Consider the following 19,267-nt stretch of genomic DNA (forward strand, 5'->3'; position numbering starts at 1 on the left):
ACCTATCTTCTTTATATTTTTATCTGAATCGTACAAACTGCTTCCACCAAAACAAAGGAGGCAATATGAATACAAAATCTATCATTCCAACCCCTGAACAACGACTGCAAATTCTGCATGTCTACGGTGAGAAAGGTGACCGTCTGGTGCGTGAAAAAGAGCGACAGTATATCACTTCGATTTCTCGCTCGACAGCCTGGAAGCTCGAAAAGGCTGGGAGGTTTCCTCAACGCAAATCACTTGGAGCTAAGTCGTGCGGGTGGTTGCTTAGCGATCTACTCTACTGGATTAATGAACGCTAAGAACCATGGTTTTTTTAGTATTTTTCATCTAATGGTTGGGAATGCATCTTGCTATTTCCACTATTAATAGCGGAATAGCAACTCAACCGGAGGTACTTTTTACATTAAATGATGATGAGGATTTATGTCGGGAGATCAAGAGTTCCCCATACATGTGTTCCCCGCGAGGGTGGGAAATGCAATTTATGAGATAGTACAACATACTCATGCACCGCTTCCCATGGTTGCAGCAGAGATGCTTGGCGTTATATCTCTTGCTTGTCAGAACAGAATTGATGTTTGTAGATTGAATAATCTGCGTAGCCCTACATCGCTGTTTATTGTGACAATCGCGGAATCTGGGGAACGGAAGAGCACGGTAAGTAAGTTGTTAATGAAGCCCATTTACCAACTAGAGGAACGGCTATTTGACCTATATAAACAAGAAATAATTAAGTGGCGGTATAACGTAAAGATTTTCAAGGCGGAAGAGAAAGCTTTGATGTCAAAACTGAAGTCAGAGATCCGTGGTGGCAAAGATCCAACCATAACACGTGAAAGTCTGAGTATGCTGCAAGATAGTTATCCTGTAGAGCCTGTCAGATATAAGTTGACGTTTAATGATACCACACCAGCGGCGATAAAAGAGTATCTCTGTGGTGACTGGCGATCAGTTGGCATTTTATCAGATGAGGCTGGGACCATATTTAATGGTTATGCATTAAATGAATTGCCGTTTGTAAACAAAATGTGGGATGGCGCAACCTATTCAGTCGAAAGGAAAAACGCACCTGAGAGGTTAATAAAAAATGCCAGATTGACATTATCCCTACAGGTTCAGTCTGTAGTTATCAATAGATATATTGAAAGAAAAGGGGATATAGCAAAAGGGATAGGATTTTTTGCTCGTACACTTATTTGTCGTCCCTTTTCAACACAAGGATATAGACAAATAACTAATCCTGTTGTCTCAAGTGAACATTTGCCTGTGTTCCATGAGCGATTAATGGAGATCGTCAATGAGAGTATCGAAAACAAAGATGAACGTATTTGCCTTCATTTCTCGCCAGAAGCAAGACAGAGATGGATTGCATTTTATAATCAAGTTGAAACAGAAATGCGGTTACTCGGGTTTCTTTCAGACTTTAAAGATTATGCATCTAAAATCGCTGAAAATATGGCAAGGATTGCTGCATTATTACACTATTTTAATGGTGATGAAGGGGATGTATCACTTACCGCTGTTGAAGCTGCTATAGAAATAAGTGCATGGTACGTAGATGAGTATATAAAATTATTTTCCAAACAACAGGAGCTAGATATGGTCAATACAGATGCAGATGAGCTTTATTGGTGGATAAAAGAATATTGCAATCAAAATCTTTTACCATATATGAGGAAGAATACCATACTGCAATATGGGCCTAACCGGTTCAGGGACCGCGGTAAAGTAAATGAATTATTAAGCACTCTTTATTCTCAAGGGAAGATAAAGGCTGCTAAAAAAGGAAAAACTATCTTTATACAGGCGATGGATACCTGGGGGTTTAATGAAGTAAAAAAATACCATCGATATACTTGCTTGTTCTAACTAATTGCAGAGTTATTTTGGAACTGCCACCGCAGGCAGGTGATAGCTTTTGCCTAAATTTAAATGTTGGAAAGGTAATATATATTTATTTGATAAATCACTCACAACATATCCCTGTGAATAGCAGGGATATTAAAATCAGAGATGTATGATGAAACTTTACCAAGGTACTCATGGCGATCATATTCTCGCTTACAGAGATAAAATTGCTCTGACAGTCAGTAATGCTATCAATCAGTTTCCACGTACTATGGCATTAAGAGCGGATCTTCATTACCCACCTATTTTAGATAATGGTGATACGGTATGCTGTTTTCCTAACCTTGAACCCGGTGCAATATCACGATTTCTGGATTCGATGAAAGCGATTTTGGAAGCACATGAACATCGCAGAAAGTTTGCTGGGATCAGAGTCAATAAGAACGTTGTACGTAATGTCTGGGCAAGAGAATACTCAAAGAATGGCAAATGCCATTTCCACATTTGCTTGTTCTTTAACAAAGATGCTTACTACCATCTGGGGCATCTCAAACATAGTGGTACACTTAGCAATCTGATAGTCAGGGCGTGGTATAGCGCTCTCGGCTTGGAACTTGAAGATTGTCGTGAAATTGTACATTTTCCGGACAATTGCAGGTATGTGCTCAACGTAAACGATCCTGATTTTGACATCATATACAATGAGTTGCTTGAACGACTGGATTACTTGACCAAGCTTGATACGAAGGTATTTGGTGAGGGAGATAGAAGTTTCGGGTGTAGTCGGGGATAATTTTTACTGCAATGGCCTTTCTTATGCGAGAAAGGCCAAATCAAACCAGATAACGTTAATTATTTAACTTATTCACTTACTGCAATCTGCGCTTCGGACAAAAATATAGCATCCAAAATTTTTGTAGATTGTAGTAGCTTGTCAAGAGCTGTTTGCAATGGAAAAAATACTTCATGTTCCACTGGAAACTCACCATGCTCTTTCCAGCACTCAGTGAGTAAATTAGGTTTAATCGTGACAGGTAGGAAATAGTTACCTTTCCCTTGTTCCAATAGCCCTAGTGTCTGCAGTTGCTCACGGTAGGATTGTTGAACATTACTCGCATAACTAAATAGCTGCGCCTAATACCGCTACACTTTTGCCTGACCATGTTTTCCTCCGGGGAATGGGCTGGCGGTTTCCATAAAATGGCGGACCTTTTTCAGTAACTGCCACATTGAGCGGCACTGATGATTACGGGTTATCGTGTCATGAAGTGCCTGCCATAGCCGTTCCACATGATTCACCCACGGCGAGTAAACCGGCTGGTAAATTACCCTGGGTAATGACTCCAACTTATTGATAGTGTTTTATGTTCAGATAATGCCCGATGACTTTGTCATGCAGCTCCACCGATTTTGAGAACGACAGCGACTTCCGTCCCAGCCGTGCCAGGTGCTGCCTCAGATTCAGGTTATGCCGCTCAATTCGCTGCGTATATCGCTTGCTGATTACGTGCAGCTTTCCCTTCAGGCGGGATTCATACAGCGGCCAGCCATCCGTCATCCATATCACCACGTCAAAGGGTGACAGCAGGCTCATAAGACGCCCCAGCGTCGCCATAGTGCGTTCACCGAATACGTGCGCAACAACCGTCTTCCGGAGCCTGTCATACGCGTAAAACAGCCAGCGCTGGCGCGATTTAGCCCCGACGTATCCCCACTGTTCGTCCATTTCCGCGCAGACGATGACGTCACTGCCCGGCTGTATGCGCGAGGTTACCGACTGCGGCCTGAGTTTTTAAGTGACGTAAAATCGTGTTGAGGCCAACGCCCATAATGCGGGCGGTTGCCCGGCATCCAACGCCATTCATGGCCATATCAATGATTTTCTGGTGCGTACCGGGTTGAGAAGCGGTGTAAGTGAACTGCAGTTGCCATGTTTTACGGCAGTGAGAGCAGAGATAGCGCTGATGTCCGGCAGTGCTTTTGCCGTTACGCACCACCCCGTCAGTAGCTGAACAGGAGTGACAGCTGATAGAAACAGAAGCCACTGGAGCACCTCAAAAACACCATCATACACTAAATCAGTAAGTTGGCAGCATCACCGGCCAGACCTTATATATCAAGAAGATGGTGAGCGATAAAGTATTGTTTTCAAGTAATCATCTGTTGCAGTAAACTCAGGGAGTTGGCCACTCATGGCCTGTATTAGTGGAATAATCTTTGTCCTGACTCCCATCCCCCTGAAATCAACGTAACCATAATCACGTAAGACTTCCATAATAATCGTATTGCGTGGTGATCGCTGACCTGTAACCATCTTTTCAATCGACATCGAATTATTCAGCGCCCCTGGGCTAATAACTTCAAATCGATTGCTATACAAGCCAATCTCTATCTCAACAAAGCGTGTCCAGTCACGATGAGCCAGTGCATTTACAACAGTTTCGCGAATAGCTTCCAGTGGATAATACCAGGTTGTTTCCCGACGTAGATGCGTATCGGGTAGAGGGGCCTCTGAAGTGATAAAGGGCATGATAGTTGACATCAAACGCTCAATCAATCCACCATCGATCAAAGCCTTTCCGGCTTCCTCAGTATCAAAACGCCCAACCATTGGACCATCCAGAATATCATCGAGTAACGGTTGGTACTCCTTATCCTCGCTGGCAAACGCAAAGACTCGGATATCTGGTCGATGCGAGAGTTCAACCATTTTGATTTTGAACTCAACGGGATAATTAGGGCTTTTTTTACGCACTGTGGTTAATGATTTCATGGATAGTGTCCACCATATTTGGTGTCCACTATCCTCTCAGGAATTTCAGGATCTGCCAGACGGTGCTGAGACGACGCTTACGAATGTTATACCCCCTGCTGCAGTGGAAAGACGTGGTGACAGATACCCCTTCCCCACATTCAGGCAGCAACTCTTTCATCAGTAGCAGGCGGGAATCAATATGAGCAGGATCGGTGTGGTTAAAACGATGAAGGAGCGATTTTGTCCGCAAAGAATCCGCTTTTATGGCGGGTTCAGCAGGGAAAAAGTAATCCCCATCTTTAAGACGGACACGTTCCACCCTGGTATCAGCGCAGGGCGGCAATTTATCATTCATTAATTCTGTTTCCTCCGTATGCAGCGTGGAGCCTTTCCTGTTACCGGTTTTATCCGGATGTATGCTGTCCCGTGAAGTGGCGGGCAAACTCACTTCTAAAAAATTACGGCCAGATCTTGTCATGCCTATCACAAAGTATCATAACCGAGCATTGTGTAAAGATGAAAACCGTCAAATTGAGCGCAATCGAGCTGCATGATATGATCAGAACCCTACTAAATCAGAAGTATTGGGTATGAGATTACTTTTGAGGAAGCACGTAAATGAAACGAGTGGTTCTGTTTTCATGTGGGAGCGCTTGTCGCTCCCTGAATAGTCCATGTGACAATGAAGATTAAACAGCATCATAACCAGCATGATGCCGTTGCATTTCTTGCATATCGGCAGACTACATCAGAACCCGGTAACCTTGGATGCTGGGATAATGGCAGAGAAGAGGCACTTACTGTATCTACGGTAAAAAGCGGTTTTGTCGATGAAGTTTTAAAGGAAACCCTCCAGAAACGCTGATGAAATTGCGCAGTTTCGCTGGCCTGATGCGACAACAACTCGCCAGTAGAATGGGTATTTCTTACAAATACCTGCGCAGCATAGAAGCAAACCCATCCAGAGCGAGCATTACTACACTTAACCATTATGCCAAGAAGTGTGGTGTTAAAAGCCCTTTGATTTATCTGTAAATAAGATAAAACATGATAATTTCATCAAGTTGCATGGTAATTTATCCAGGATCCATTTGTGTCCAGGACGTAAGTCTTCACAGCTGTCGAATCAATTCTATTTCGTAAGGCGGCTCACGTTTTTATGCCCTGAGCAGTGCTTTTCCGGCTGGAACTTTCCCCCACTCATTCACTGTGATTTAATATGCTAAACCGGTTTAGTTAAGTTTAGCCTTGGAGGGTTTTAGCATGAAAGCAAAAGTTTGGGTTCTGGGCGACGCAGTGGTGGACCTGCTACCGGAGAGTGAAGGGCGCTTGCTACAGTGCCCTGGAGGCGCGCCGGCTAACGTGGCGGTAGGGGTTGCCCGCCTTGGCGGCAACAGCGGATTTATCGGCCGCGTCGGCGGTGACCCGTTTGGCCGCTACATGCGTCATACCCTGCAACAGGAGCAGGTCGACGTCAGCCATATGTATCTTGACGATCATCACCGCACGTCCACTGTGGTGGTCGACCTTGATGACCAAGGTGAACGCACCTTTACCTTTATGGTACGCCCCAGCGCTGACCTGTTCCTGGCTGAAGAAGACCTGCCACAGTTTGCCGCCGGACAGTGGTTGCACATCTGCTCCATCGCGCTCAGCGCCGAGCCCAGCCGCAGTGCTACCTTCGCGGCTATGGAGAACATCAAACGTGCCGGTGGCCGGGTGAGCTTTGACCCTAATATCCGCCTGGATCTCTGGCAAGATCAGAACCTGTTGCACGCCTGTCTCGACCGCGCCCTGCGTCTGGCGAACGTGGTGAAACTGTCCGAAGAAGAGCTGATACTCATCAGCGGGAGTAATGATATCGCGCAGGGGATCGCCAGCATCACTGAGCGTTATCAGCCTGAATTACTGCTGGTGACTCAGGGTAAAGCGGGCGTCATCGCCGCATTCCAGCAGCAGTTTATCCATTTCAGCGCTAAACCGGTTGTCAGCGTGGATACCACCGGTGCGGGCGATGCGTTTGTCGCCGGACTGCTTGCCAGCCTTGCTGCCAACGGGATGCCGGCGGATATCAATGCCCTGGAGCCAACGCTCGCTCTGGCGCAAACCTGCGGTGCCCTGGCAACCCTGGCGAAAGGCGCGATGACTGCCCTGCCATACCAGCGCGATCTACACCGCCAGATTTGATCCTAAATACCGTCGTACGCGGTCCACTTTGTTGCATCCATCACACTTATTAAACCGGTTTAGCAAAATCAATTTCAAAATGTTAAATGTCGTGCTTAACATTGCAACTAAACCGGTTTAGCAAAAACACACAATTTTTTATTTTCCTTTTGGGATGCAATCAATATGTTCAGAAAAAGCACACTCGCGGTTCTTATCGCTTTGCTAACCGGCGCCGCCTCAGCCCATGCACAAACGGATCTCAGCAGTATCGAAGCCCGTTTAATTGCGCTGGAAAAACGCTTACAGGATGCCGAAAACAGAGCGCAAACGGCAGAAACCCGCGCAGAGTCGGCAGAGAAGAAAGTACAGCAGCTCACGACACAGCAACAAAAAACCCAGGACAGCACTCAGGAAGTGGCTCAGCGTACCGCCAAACTGGAGAAAAAGCCGATGAGAAAAGCGGGTTTGAGTTCCACGGCTACGCCCGCTCCGGCGTGATAATGAATGACTCCGGCGCCAGCACCAAATCCGGAGCCTACATGACGCCAGCAGGGGAAACCGGTGGGGCTATTGGCCGCCTGGGAAACCAGGCCGATACCTATGTTGAAATGAATCTTGAACATAAGCAGACCCTGGATAACGGGGCAACGACCCGCTTCAAAGTCATGGTCGCCGACGGTCAAACCACTTATAACGACTGGACGGCGAGCACCAGTGATTTGAACGTGCGTCAGGCCTTTGTTGAACTGGGCAACTTGCCCACCTTCGACGGGCCGTTTAAAGGCTCCACCCTGTGGGCCGGGAAACGCTTTGACCGGGATAACTTTGACATTCACTGGATCGACTCGGATGTCGTGTTCCTCGCCGGTACCGGCGGCGGTATTTACGATGTCAGGTGGAACGACAGCGTTCGCAGCAACTTCTCTCTTTACGGGCGTAACTTCGGCGATATTGCTGATACCAGCAACAGTGTGCAGAACTACATCGTCAGCATGAACAATTTCATCGGGCCGGTGCAGATGATGGTCAGCGGGATGCGGGCAAAAGACAACGACGAACGCCAGGATACCAACGGTAATCCGGTCAAAGGCGATGCGGCAAATACCGGTGTACATGCGCTGCTCGGGTTGCACAACGACAGTTTTTACGGCCTGCGTGAAGGTGCCAGCAAAACCGCCCTGCTCTACGGTCACGGACTGGGTGCCGAAGTTAAAGGTGTCGGCTCTGACGGCGCGTTACGCTCGGGGGCTAACACCTGGCGCTTCGCCAGCTACGGCACCACGCCACTGAGCAAGAACTGGTTTATCGCCCCAGCGATACTGGCACAAACCAGTAAAGACCGTTATGTCGATGGCGACAGCTACCAGTGGGCAACCCTCAACATGCGTCTGATCCAGGAGATCAATCAAAACTTCGCCCTCGCTTATGAAGGCAGTTACCAGTATATGGATCTCAAACCTGAAGGTTATAACGATCGCCATGCGGTAAACGGCAGCTTCTACAAGCTCACCTTCGCCCCGACCTTTAAGGTTGGCGACATCGGCGATTTCTTCAGCCGTCCTGAAATCCGTCTTTACACCTCGTGGATGGACTGGAGCAAAAACTCAATAATTACGCCAGCGATGACGCGCTGGGCAGCAGTGGTTTTAAATCGGGCGGCGAATGGTCGTTCGGGATGCAGATGGAAACCTGGTTTTGATGGTTAACACCTGGCGACAGTAACCGCCGGGGCGACAAAATACGTTTCGTCGCCCCGGACACAATAACAACGAAGAGAATGCGCTCCGGCTACCACGGGACGACAACTCGAAAATCAATACGCATTCAGAGGGTACTATGGATTTTGAACAGATTTCCCGCTCGCTACTTCCGCTTCTGGGAGGCAAGGAAAATATCGCCAGCGCCGCGCACTGTGCCACACGCCTGCGCCTGGTGCTGGTCGATGACTCACTGGCCGATCAGCAGGCCATCGGCAAAATTGATGGGGTGAAGGGCTGTTTCCGTAACGCCGGACAGATGCAGATTATCTTCGGCACCGGGGTGGTGAACAAAGTCTACGCCGCCTTTATCCAGGCGGCAGGGATTGGCGAATCCAGCAAATCGGAAGCTGCCGACATTGCGGCGAAAAAACTGAATCCTTTCCAGCGCATTGCCCGCCTGTTGTCGAACATCTTTGTGCCGATCATCCCGGCTATCGTCGCCTCCGGCCTGTTGATGGGCCTTCTGGGGATGGTTAAAACGTACGGCTGGGTCGACCCGGGTAACGCCATCTACATCATGCTGGATATGTGCAGCTCAGCGGCGTTTATTATTCTGCCGATCCTGATTGGCTTCACCGCCGCCCGCGAGTTCGGTGGTAATCCTTATCTTGGCGCGACGCTTGGCGGCATCCTGACTCACCCGGCGCTCACCAACGCCTGGGGTGTGGCCGCCGGTTTCCACACCATGAACTTCTTCGGCCTTGAGATTGCCATGATCGGCTATCAGGGCACGGTGTTCCCGGTGCTGCTGGCGGTGTGGTTTATGAGCATCGTTGAGAAACAGCTGCGTCGCGTGATCCCCGATGCACTGGATCTGATCCTGACGCCGTTCCTGACGGTGATCATTTCCGGTTTTATCGCCCTGCTGATTATCGGCCCGGCTGGTCGCGCGCTTGGCGACGGTATTTCGTTTGTCCTTAGCACCCTGATTACCCACGCCGGTTGGCTGGCCGGACTGCTGTTTGGCGGTCTCTATTCGGTTATCGTCATTACCGGTATTCACCACAGCTTCCACGCCATCGAAGCGGGACTGCTGGGCAACCCATCCATCGGCGTCAACTTCCTGCTGCCGATTTGGGCGATGGCCAACGTCGCTCAGGGCGGTGCTTGTCTGGCGGTGTGGTTCAAAACGAAAGATGCCAAAATCAAAGCCATTACCCTGCCCTCGGCGTTTTCTGCCATGCTCGGCATCACCGAAGCGGCGATTTTTGGTATTAACTTACGCTTTGTAAAACCGTTTATCGCAGCCCTGATTGGCGGCGCGGTGGGCGGCGCGTGGGTGGTATCCATGCATGTTTACATGACCGCGGTGGGCCTGACGGCTATCCCTGGCATGGCTATCGTGCAGGCCAGCTCGCTGCTGAACTACATTATCGGGATGGTTATCGCCTTTGGCGTCGCCTTTGTCGTCTCCCTGGTACTGAAATACAAAACGGACGCTGAATAATGTCACATCCATCACGCCTGCCTGCGATTTTGCAGGCTGTTATGCAGGGCCAGCCGCGCGCGCTGGCCGACAGCCACTATCCCCGCTGGCACCATGCGCCGGTGACCGGGCTGATGAACGATCCCAACGGCTTTATTGAATTTGCCGGACGTTATCACCTGTTTTATCAGTGGAACCCGCTCGCCTGCGATCATAAGTTCAAGTGCTGGGGGCACTGGAGCTCTGCCGACCTGCTGCACTGGCAACATGAGCCGATCGCGCTCATGCCGGATGAAGAGTATGACCGCAACGGCTGCTACTCCGGAAGCGCCGTGGATAGTCAGGGCACGCTCACCCTGTGCTATACCGGCAACGTAAAATTTGACGACGGCAGCCGAACCGCGTGGCAGTGCCTGGCGACGGAAAATGCCGACGGCACGTTTACCAAACTCGGCCCGGTATTACCGCTGCCGGAGGGCTATACCGGCCACGTGCGTGACCCGAAAGTCTGGCAGCACGAAGGTCGCTGGTACATGGTGCTGGGCGCACAGGATTTGCAAAAGCGTGGCAAGGTGTTGTTATTCAGCTCAGCGGACCTTCATGAGTGGACGAGTCAGGGCGAAATCGCCGGTTATGGCATCAATGGCCTGGACGACGCGGGCTATATGTGGGAATGCCCGGACCTGTTTGCCCTCGGCGACCAGCATGTCCTGATTTGCTGCCCGCAGGGCGTGCCTCGTGAGAAAGAGCGCTATCTCAACACCTACCCGGCAGTGTGGATGAGCGGCGATTTCGACTACCACCGCGCGGCCTTCGGGCATGGCGAACTGCACGAATTGGACGCAGGGTTTGAGTTCTACGCCCCGCAAACCATGCTTACCAGTGATGGCCGCCGTCTGCTGGTCGGCTGGATGGGCGTGCCGGAGGGCGAAGAGATGCTTCAACCGACCCTCACCAACGGCTGGATCCATCAGATGACCTGCCTGCGTGAGCTGGAGTTTATCGATGGTCAGCTATACCAACGTCCTCTACGAGAGCTGAGCGCCCTGCGCGGCGAAGCGCACGGCTGGGCAGGGAACTCCCTGCCGCTGGCACCGATGGAAATCGTTCTACAAACCACTGGGGACGATATTTTGAGCCTCGATTTTGACGGCGCATTAATCCTTGAACGCGATGCCAGCGGGATCCGCCTGGCCCGACCCAGTCTGGCCAGCGACGAGAAGCATTATCGTTACTGGCGCGGAGACGTCCGCTCGCTGCATATTTTCATCGACCAGTCTAGCGTGGAGATTTTCATCAACGGCGGCGAAGGAGTGATGAGCTGCCGCTACTTCCCGGCCTGTTCAGGGCAGCTAATGTTCTCTGGCATCACACCGGACGCATTCTGCTACTGGCCGCTGCGAACTTGCATGGTAGAATAAGCGTTTTGCCTCAAGCTCATGGCGTCGTAATGAAAACTAAACGCGTAACCATTAAAGATATCGCCGAACAGGCTGGCGTCTCAAAAGCGACCGCCAGCCTAGTACTGAACGGTCGTGGTAAGGAGCTGCGTGTGGCGCAGGAAACGCGTGAGCGAGTACTGGCGATTGCCCGTGAGCAGCACTATCAGCCAAGCATTCACGCCCGCTCGCTGCGCGACAACCGCAGCCACACCATCGGACTGGTGGTGCCGGAGATCACCAACCACGGCTTTGCGGTCTTTTCACATGAGCTGGAAATGCTGTGCCGCGAAGCAGGCGTCCAGCTATTGATCTCTTGTACTGATGAAAACCCCGGTCAGGAGAGCGTGGTGGTCAATAACATGATTTCCCGCCAGGTTGACGGTCTGATCGTCGCTTCATGTATGCACAACGATGCCGACTATCTTAAGCTCAGCCAACAACTGCCAGTAGTGCTGTTTGACCGTTGTCCTAATGAAAGCCTGCTGCCGCTGGTGATGACTGATTCGATTACCCCAACGGCGGAACTGATTTCCCGCATTGCACCTAAGCATAGCGATGAGTTCTGGTTTTTAGGCGGTCAGTCGCGTCTGTCGCCTTCACGCGATCGTCTGACCGGCTTCACGCAGGGTTTGGCTCAGGCGGGTATTGCACTGCGCCCGGAATGGGTGATTAACGGTAACTACCACCCGAGCTCAGGCTATGAGATGTTCGCCGCACTCTGCGCGCGACTTGGGCGGCCGCCTAAGGCGCTGTTCACTGCCGCCTGTGGACTGCTCGAAGGGGTACTGCGCTATATGAGCCAGCACCATTTACTCGACTCAGATATCCATCTGACGAGCTTTGACGATCACTATCTTTATGATTCGCTGTCGCTGCGTATCGATACCGTACAGCAGGATAACCGCCAGTTGGCCTGGCACTGCTATGATCTGATAAGCCAATTGATCGAGGGCGATACGCCCGAAACGCTACAACGCTACCTGCCCGCAACGCTGCAGTTTAGGCATCAGTAATAACTGAGCATTTTTGAATACCCTACGTGTGCTTCCGGTGAACTCACATTGACAGGTCGCTGAGACCTGTATCAGGTTTTCGGGGAGGCGTTCGTCAGGTGGTGAAGTACTGAGTAAGGTTTTTCGCGCCTGTAGCGCAGGAACTGAGTCAGGTGTGTGGTCGCTCTGAAGCCATGTGCTATGCGGGGTGTCGCTATTTACGTTGTCAGGTACGCATGTCCTTAGTGCGGACATCGGGAGCTTTCTGTCAGACGTTGTCCCCGAAGCTGAACCCTGGCAGAGGCAGTAACGCGTCCAGCTCTTCTTCCGGCCAGCCCGGTAACCGTTGCAGAACATCCGTCAGCCAGGCATGTGGATCAAGGCCATTCATTTTCGCCGTTTCCAGCAGACTCATTATTCTGGCTGCGCGCTCGCCCGCCACAGCCGAACCAGCGAAGAGCCAGTTTGAACGCCCCATCACCACCGGCCTGATGGTTCTCTCGCAGCGATTGTTGTCCAGTGGCAACGCGCCATCCTCCAGGAAGCAGCTGAGGGCAACCCGTCGTTTCAGCGCATACGCGATCGCTTTTCCCAGCGCTGAGTTCTCCGGGCATGCATTTTTCTGCTGCTCCAGCCATTGCCACAACTTTTCCAGCACCGGGCGTGCATAGCGCTGCCGCCACTGCCGGATCTTTTCCACTGGCCTGTGGCGGATCTTCTTTCCAGCCGGTACAGCCCGGCGATCTGCCTGACGGCCATTTCGGCCCGGGGATCTTTACTCGCTTTATAAAGGTCGGCGAAGTTTCTGCGGGCATGTGCCCAGCACCCCGTCAGCACGACCCCTTTGTTCTGCCCGGCCAGCGTTTCATACGCCGGATATCCGTCAACCACCAGGTTTCCGGCCCAGTCTTTCAGGTATTCCGCCACGTATCTGCTGCTCCGGCCAGGCTGACTGTCGAAGCAGACGATAGCTGGGCCACTTTTTCACCGCTGACATAAGCCCACAGATAGCCGGCGCGGGCTTTGCCGCCCTTTCTTGTGTCCAGGATTTGCAGAGGCGTTTCATCAGCATGCAGCACATCGCGTGTCAGCAGTATCCGGTGCAGTGATTCTGCCAGTGGCATCAGCGCTACCCCCGCACGGCCGACCATATCGGCCATCGTGCTGACGGGAAGATGGATATCTGAACGTGCCAGAACCGGCTGCTGGCGGTACAGAGGCATATGGTCGCAGTGCTTGCTGATCACTACCTGGGCGATGAGTGACGGCTCTGCGACACCTTTTGGGATAATGTGTGCAGGCATATCACCGCTGACCACCCGCTGGCAACAGGTGCAGCCATACTGCGGACGAACGTACCGGTTAACCACGACGCGGGCCGGGATATATTCCAGCTTTTCGCTCACTTCATCACGGATGTGGCGCAGTGCGCCCTGACAGTCAGGGCAGCTTTCGGTTGAGGCCGGTTCGATGGTCTTTGTGACACGCGGAAGATGAGCCGGGAGAGGTTTTCGCGCCGGGCGCTCCAGGGCTTCTTTTTCTTCGGCCGGGAGCAGTGTGTCCAGTTGCGCTTCAACAGCAGCGATATCCGCATCCATATCCTCTTCGAACAGGGAGCGTTGCATGCCGGCCAGTGTTTCGCCCTTTTTACCGAACCGTTGCTGGCGTGCCAGTTTCAGCGCTTCTTCCAGCAGAAGGATGCGTTGCTGAAGAGAGATATTCTGCTGCTGGAGTTTTTCTTGTTTTTCAGCGTTCTCAGACACGGCATTTTGCACCATGGCAAGTGCCAGAGTGCGAAGCTGTTCGATGTCGTTTGTGGTAGAGAGAACGGAGATATCCATGCGGGCTATTATACCGTACCCGGCATGGATAATCATTATTGTTCATAAGGTTATGGCGGGTTTTGATACAGATTCAGATGAGTTCCGGAAGACCCACTTTGCGAGGTCGTGGCCTTTTACCTGTTGCCAGTCAACGCCGCTGATAAGCCAGCTGAACTCATCGGGTGTCAGGCGCCAGGCGGCATCATTTGCCCGGGGCCAGCGGAAGTGGCCTTTGTGCAGGCGACGAACACACAGCCAGACACCATGTTTATCCCAGCGTAGCACTTTGATGCGCGAACGGGCTTTATTGGTGAAGACAAAGGCAGCCCCCTCATGCCAGGACGATTTGAGTTCATCCTGGACGTACTGCGTCAGCGTGTCGATGCCACGCCGCATATCAACGGGTTGAACGGCGAGGAAGACGTTTTCAGGTGTCAGCATATTTGAGGGCCCTGAAGACATCAGTCAGTTGTGAAGGATGGCAGCACATGCGTATTCCTCCGGGGAGAAAGAGGGTTACGGGCTCATTTACCTCAGGTAAAGAGGGTTCAGCAGGCGGGGTAGCTTCAGTGATATGTACGGGCAGCACAGCGGGTTCGCTGGCGCGTCGTTCGGCCTTTGCGACATCCTGCGGCCATTCACGAAAGGAAGTAAAGGGAATGTCGTTAAGTTCGCAGTACTGCTGGCGGGTAAGCCCACTGGCCCGCCAACTGGCGACATGTTGCTTTTTCTGTTCAATGAACCATCGCTGTCTCATCAGCAAATATCCTTCATCAGTGGAAGATGACGCTGATATTACCTGCTGAAATAATTAAGAAAATATGAGTTCACCGGATGCTTACTACCCTACAGAGGTGAAATCTGGTGCGAATCCAACAATTAAAAATCAATATTTGTAGTGATGTGATGCGGAAAGGTCTTCACTGCATCAGTAATCACACCAATCGGGTTAAACGGCAAACTGAGTGGTGGTAAAGACTGACACCGGCATTATTACTGTCACTGTGGAACATCACTCCGGCGGGTTTACCGCAAGCTTCCCACGCAATTTCCAGCGCTTTGATGTCAGCTTGCTGTCCGGTGAGAATGACATTGCCCAACCCTCAGGTTTCCTTGCGAACAGATCGAGAACAACAGCAAGGTAAGCCCAACGCTTGCCTGTCCAGAGTAGAGTAAGAGGCAGGGCGTAGTCGGACTATTTCCCTGCCTCTCCTCCCCGAACCGGACGTGCACCTTTCAGCGCATCCGGCTCTCCATTTAAATGCTGGCGAACGCCATTGCCACTTCTGTAAAGCGCGATGTATACGTGTTTCTGGTCTCCGTCCTCAGATAGGGATTACCTTCGGGTAGCCGCCAGCGGAACAGCTTCTTGCCTTGCCCCACCAACCGGTACAGTATTTCGCCGCTGAGCTTGCCGTGATTGGTTTTACCAAATAAAACCCACGTTTTGCTCTGACCCGGTTTCGGTGATTTACACCACCACCTCATCAGGGAAGCGATACCTGTACGGTATTTGCGGGCCAGCCAGTGAGCCAGCTTCCAGAACACGACACGGTCGATATAACTGAAGACTTTGGCCTTAAAATCAACGAACTGATAGAACATGGCCCAGCCTTTCAGTTTTCGGTTGAGTTGTTCAGCCATATCGACTTTGCTTTCACTGTAGTTGTGCGGCTTTCCCTGATACCAGCTGCCCGCTGGCGATATTGTCACTCATGGCGCTTACTGGCTGCTGATATCAAAAACCGGTGTTTCTCCGGCGATGACCGGGCCGGAGAACAGGGTTATCTCCTGGACACGGTCAGAGTCCGCCACAATCACCGGTGTCAGCGTGGACTGTGCTTTCTGCTGAAGTAACGCAAGGTCAAACCCGATGACGGGGTCACCGGTGCTGATCAGCTGGCCTTCCTGGGCAATACGCCGGAAACCCTCTCCCCTGAGGTCAACTGTGTTAATACCGAAGTGCACGAACAGTTCAGTGCCACTGTCGGTGCGGATGGAAAACGCGTGGTTTGTCTCCAGTATTTTACCGATAGTGCCGCTGACAGGAGCCATCAAGGTATCGCCGCCGGAAGGACGGATAGCAATACCATCCCCCACTATTTTCCCGGCAAACACAGCATCCGGAACCGTGTCCAGAGGGACAATTTCACCGGACAGCGGTGCCATCACGCTGGTGACTTCCGCCGGTTTCTCATTTTCACTTATCAGTTGTTTAATCCTGCCCAGTAATCCCATTGTGCTTTCCTTCATTACGGGTGAACCGAAAGTACTGCCGTCACCGACGGCAGTGGAATTATTTCAGGCCAGCGTCCACAGTGAGCCGTCCGTCAGCACAGCCTCGCCGTGAGCTGCATATAGCGACAACCGGCGGGTTCCGGGCTGCGGGTAAATACGGCTGGACAGGGTGGCATCGCCATCGTTAACGAACACTTCCACCGATGAACGGTCCAGGAAAACCCGTAGCGTCAGATATTCTGCGCCAGGCAGCGCGATACTGCGGTAACCGTCCAGCCCCTCATCCGGGTAGTGACGCCAAAGCACCAGCCGTCCTGCCTGGTTATCCACATACAGCCGGAGCCCGTCTCCCAGGTGGATGCCGTAATGCTCTGCCTGACTGTCGAGGGTATGCCACGTCAGCACCAGTTCCACGGCCTGTGCGTCCTCAGCCAGCAACTGCGTGCCACTGAGCCTTACAGGGTGTAACGGCTGGCACGTCCCGCGAAGGGATTCGGCTTCGCGAACCGGACGCTGACACAGACGACCATGGCGTTCAAAAAGTTCCCTCGGCAGGGTCAGACATCCGGCCCAGGCCTCACGCTTTGTAGGCATCGGGGAGTCCCACATATTCATCCAGGCCATGATGATGCGCCGTCCGTCCTCCGCGACCAGGGACTGCGGGGCATAAAAATCATGACCGTGATCCAGTTCTTCAAATGCCCCGCTCAGGGCAAAGGCGGCCCCCGGCTGCCAGTGACCCGGTAAAACTCCGCTCTGAAAGCGGTTGCGGAACCGGTATCCGCCGGGCGTCATCCCCTGCGGGGAGAACATCAGCCAGTGATGGTCGCCACAGCGGAAAAAGTCCGGACATTCCCACATATAGCTTTCTCCGGCTGCCGACTGCGCTAGAACCCGTTCCTGGCGCCAGTCCCGCAGGGATGTGCCGCGATACAGCAGCACCTGACCGGTGTCAGAGGTATCCCGCGCGCCGATAACCATCCACCAGTATCCCCCTTCCCGCCAGACCTTCGGGTCACGGAAATGCATGATGCCTTCCGGTGGCGTCAGCACGCAGCCCTGCTTCTCAAAGTGAATGCCGTCACGGCTGGTTGCCAGACACTGGACTTCGCGGATGATGCTGTCATCCCCCCGATCCTCCAGACAGAGATGACCGGTGTAGATAAGCGACAGCACGCCGTTGTCGTCCACTGCGCTGCCGGAAAAACAGCCATCCCGGTCATATTCATCACCGGGTGCCAGCGCAACCGGCTCATGCTGCCAGTGCAGCATGTCCGGACTGGTGGCATGTCCCCAGTGCATCGGCCCCTGATGTTCACTTGCCGGATGGTGCTGAAAGAATGCGTGATAGCGACCGCTGAAATAAATAAGCCCGTTCGGATCATTCATCCATCCGGCAGGTGGAGCCAGATGAAAAACCGGGTACCAGGTATCACCACGACGGGCGCGGAGTGTATCAAGTGCAACCTGTGCAGAGGCAAGACGCTGTTTCATAAGCGAACCTCCGTCTGTGCTGTAGCGGTTTCTGCTGACGGGGCAGCCGTTTTACGGGTACTGCTCAGGGTGAAAGCCGATAACACGGTGACCGCAAGGACAATACCGCCCAGAACCAGATAGGTGTTCTGGAACCCCATGCGGTCATACAGGTGACCTGCAAAGGTTGAGAGGAATATCGCCGCCAGTTGTTTGGAGAACTGAAAGCCAATCAGATAAATGGTGGCCGACAGCCGGGTATCAAACACGCCGGTGATATACTTGAACGCACCAACCAGCAGGAATGGGACTTCAAGGGCATGCAGCATTTTCAGGCTCACCACTTCAGTAGCCGTGGTGGCAAAGGCCGACCCTGTGATGCGGATGGTCATAATCAGACCCGCGACAAGCAGTGTGTTTTTGGCACCAATGCGGTTGATTATCCAGGGGAGCAGAACATGATGATGGCATTGCAAATCTCGCCAGCCGTGGTGGCAAAACCAAATGCCCGGATCCCCGCCTGCGGCGTGTCAAAAAATGCACGGAAGAACGTGGCAAACTGCTGGTCAAACACGTCATAGACGCAGGCCACCCCAATCATGTAAAGCACGAACATCCACATCTGACGCATACGAAACAGACTGAACACCATTCCGGCGGAAATCACGGGCGAGTTGGCACCCAGCGCATTCATGACCATCGCTGTCTGACTGGTTCCGGGACGCGCCAGCGCCACCAGAAGGACCAGCAGCAATGCGCAGCCGGACCCCATCCAGAATACCAGGGACGGATCCACGTTGAAAAGCAGCCCTGCCGTGGTGGCACACAGCGCCCAGCCCAGACAGCCGAACATCCGGGCCTTACCGTATTCAAATCCGCTGCTGCGGCTGACACGTTCAATATAGGCTTCGATGGCACCGGCTCCCGCAGAAAAAACGAAGCCGATAAAAATCCCGCCGCTCAGTGCTCCGGCCCAGATGTTGAACCGCAGCAGCGGCGCAAAAACGTACAGAAAGAACGGTGCAAACAGGACCAGCAGCAGGCTGATGATCCACATCAGGTGTTTTTTCAGGCCAAGACGGTCTGAGATGACCCCCAGCAGCGGCTGGAAGCTGATGGCAAACAGGGAGAGGCATGAAAAAACAATCCCGGTATCCGTTTTACTCAGCCCCACAATGTCTGACAGCCAGACGGGCAGAAACGGGAAACAGGTTGCCATGATGAAAAAGTAGAGAAAAAGAACAGACCAAATATCCAGAAATCGGGGTTTTTATGAGTACTGACAGTATTCATTATTGTTATCCTCACGGGACTGAGTGCAGGGAGCCGTGACCGGCT

15 protein-coding genes and 6 pseudogenes are annotated in these 19,267 nt (G+C 52.2%); 9 read left to right on the forward strand and 12 right to left on the reverse strand.

What is annotated here, in order from left to right; translation table 11 throughout:
- Nucleotides 1–65: 65 nt before the first annotated feature.
- The 3 genes from NMD08_RS03435 to NMD08_RS03445 all read left to right on the forward strand — a co-directional run bounded on the left by NMD08_RS03435 (nt 66) and on the right by NMD08_RS03445 (nt 2,644).
- Nucleotides 66–302 carry an AlpA family transcriptional regulator gene (locus NMD08_RS03435; RefSeq protein ID WP_106105423.1) on the forward strand — a complete coding sequence of 79 codons (237 nt, stop codon included), beginning with the start codon at nt 66–68 and terminating at the stop codon, nt 300–302.
- A gap of 124 nt (nt 303–426) precedes the next feature.
- On the forward strand, nt 427–1,872 hold the full coding sequence (locus tag NMD08_RS03440; protein WP_370619519.1) for a YfjI family protein: 1,446 nt from the start codon (nt 427–429) through the stop codon (nt 1,870–1,872).
- Nucleotides 1,873–2,023: 151 nt separating this feature from the next.
- Nucleotides 2,024–2,644, forward strand: a complete 621-nt coding sequence (locus NMD08_RS03445; RefSeq protein ID WP_025798974.1) for an inovirus Gp2 family protein — start codon at nt 2,024–2,026, stop codon at nt 2,642–2,644.
- A 350-nt stretch (nt 2,645–2,994) separates the two neighbouring features.
- On the opposite strand, the pseudogene NMD08_RS03450 reads toward NMD08_RS03445, so the two are convergent.
- From NMD08_RS03450 to NMD08_RS03465, 4 genes and pseudogenes are all read right to left on the reverse strand, one after another.
- Nucleotides 2,995–3,183: pseudogene (locus NMD08_RS03450) on the reverse strand (IS630 family transposase); the annotation flags it as partial.
- Nucleotides 3,184–3,199: 16 nt separating this feature from the next.
- Nucleotides 3,200–3,896, reverse strand: a protein-coding gene (locus NMD08_RS03455; protein ID WP_370619521.1) for an IS1-like element IS1A family transposase whose coding sequence is annotated in 2 segments (ribosomal slippage) — nt 3,200–3,644 and nt 3,643–3,896 — 699 coding nt in all. Because the reading frame shifts where the segments join, the coding sequence is not laid out codon by codon here.
- Nucleotides 3,897–3,967: 71 nt separating this feature from the next.
- Nucleotides 3,968–4,624: an ATP-binding protein gene (locus NMD08_RS03460; protein WP_101701271.1), complete on the reverse strand. Its 657-nt coding sequence runs from the start codon at nt 4,622–4,624 to the stop codon at nt 3,968–3,970.
- 28 nt (nt 4,625–4,652) lie between these two features.
- Nucleotides 4,653–4,961: a maltose acetyltransferase domain-containing protein gene (locus NMD08_RS03465; protein ID WP_003029582.1), complete on the reverse strand. Its 309-nt coding sequence runs from the start codon at nt 4,959–4,961 to the stop codon at nt 4,653–4,655.
- Nucleotides 4,962–5,497: 536 nt separating this feature from the next.
- On the opposite strand from NMD08_RS03465, the gene NMD08_RS03470 reads away from it, so the two are divergent.
- From NMD08_RS03470 to NMD08_RS03495, 6 genes and pseudogenes are all read left to right on the forward strand, one after another.
- Entirely contained in the window at nt 5,498–5,641 is a 144-nt protein-coding gene (locus NMD08_RS03470) for a helix-turn-helix transcriptional regulator (RefSeq protein WP_223870241.1), read from the forward strand.
- Nucleotides 5,642–5,869: 228 nt separating this feature from the next.
- Nucleotides 5,870–6,793 (forward strand): aminoimidazole riboside kinase, encoded by a 924-nt coding sequence (locus NMD08_RS03475; RefSeq protein ID WP_003029584.1) that lies wholly within the window; start codon nt 5,870–5,872, stop codon nt 6,791–6,793.
- Nucleotides 6,794–6,958: 165 nt separating this feature from the next.
- Nucleotides 6,959–8,474: pseudogene (locus NMD08_RS03480) on the forward strand (carbohydrate porin).
- 137 nt (nt 8,475–8,611) lie between these two features.
- Nucleotides 8,612–9,982 carry a sucrose-specific PTS transporter subunit IIBC gene (locus tag NMD08_RS03485; protein ID WP_000345204.1) on the forward strand — a complete coding sequence of 457 codons (1,371 nt, stop codon included), beginning with the start codon at nt 8,612–8,614 and terminating at the stop codon, nt 9,980–9,982.
- Entirely contained in the window at nt 9,982–11,382 is a 1,401-nt protein-coding gene (locus NMD08_RS03490; protein ID WP_032180917.1) for a sucrose-6-phosphate hydrolase, read from the forward strand. Before NMD08_RS03485 ends, NMD08_RS03490 begins: the two co-directional genes overlap by 1 nt.
- A 29-nt stretch (nt 11,383–11,411) precedes the next feature.
- Complete coding sequence (locus NMD08_RS03495; protein WP_003029591.1) at nt 11,412–12,416, forward strand: LacI family DNA-binding transcriptional regulator; 1,005 nt, start codon at nt 11,412–11,414, stop codon at nt 12,414–12,416.
- A gap of 247 nt (nt 12,417–12,663) precedes the next feature.
- On the opposite strand, the pseudogene NMD08_RS03500 reads toward NMD08_RS03495, so the two are convergent.
- The 8 genes and pseudogenes from NMD08_RS03500 to NMD08_RS03535 form a co-directional block, all read right to left on the reverse strand.
- Nucleotides 12,664–14,272 (reverse strand): annotated as a pseudogene (locus NMD08_RS03500) (IS66 family transposase).
- Nucleotides 14,273–14,278: 6 nt separating this feature from the next.
- Nucleotides 14,279–14,659, reverse strand: a complete 381-nt coding sequence (tnpB, locus tag NMD08_RS03505; RefSeq protein WP_370619524.1) for an IS66 family insertion sequence element accessory protein TnpB — start codon at nt 14,657–14,659, stop codon at nt 14,279–14,281.
- The gene (locus tag NMD08_RS03510) at nt 14,646–14,978 is read right to left on the reverse strand and encodes an IS66 family insertion sequence element accessory protein TnpB (RefSeq protein ID WP_370620199.1); all 333 of its coding nucleotides are present in this window, start codon (nt 14,976–14,978) and stop codon (nt 14,646–14,648) included. Before NMD08_RS03510 ends, tnpB begins: the two co-directional genes overlap by 14 nt.
- Nucleotides 14,979–15,207: 229 nt before the next feature.
- Nucleotides 15,208–15,395: pseudogene (locus NMD08_RS03515) on the reverse strand (DDE-type integrase/transposase/recombinase); the annotation flags it as partial.
- 80 nt (nt 15,396–15,475) lie between these two features.
- Nucleotides 15,476–15,886 (reverse strand): annotated as a pseudogene (locus NMD08_RS03520) (group II intron maturase-specific domain-containing protein); the annotation flags it as partial.
- Between the two features lie 54 nt (nt 15,887–15,940).
- Nucleotides 15,941–16,456 (reverse strand): PTS glucose transporter subunit IIA, encoded by a 516-nt coding sequence (gene crr, locus NMD08_RS03525; protein WP_115799780.1) that lies wholly within the window; start codon nt 16,454–16,456, stop codon nt 15,941–15,943.
- A 63-nt stretch (nt 16,457–16,519) separates the two neighbouring features.
- A complete protein-coding gene (locus tag NMD08_RS03530; RefSeq protein WP_000813683.1) occupies nt 16,520–17,950 on the reverse strand; it encodes a glycoside hydrolase family 32 protein in 1,431 nt (476 codons plus the stop codon).
- Nucleotides 17,947–19,222, reverse strand: a pseudogene (locus NMD08_RS03535) (MFS transporter). Before NMD08_RS03535 ends, NMD08_RS03530 begins: the two are co-directional and overlap by 4 nt.
- Nucleotides 19,223–19,267 lie beyond the last annotated feature (45 nt).

This window comes from Citrobacter meridianamericanus, assembly GCF_041320245.1.
GTDB lineage: Bacteria > Pseudomonadota > Gammaproteobacteria > Enterobacterales > Enterobacteriaceae > Citrobacter > Citrobacter meridianamericanus.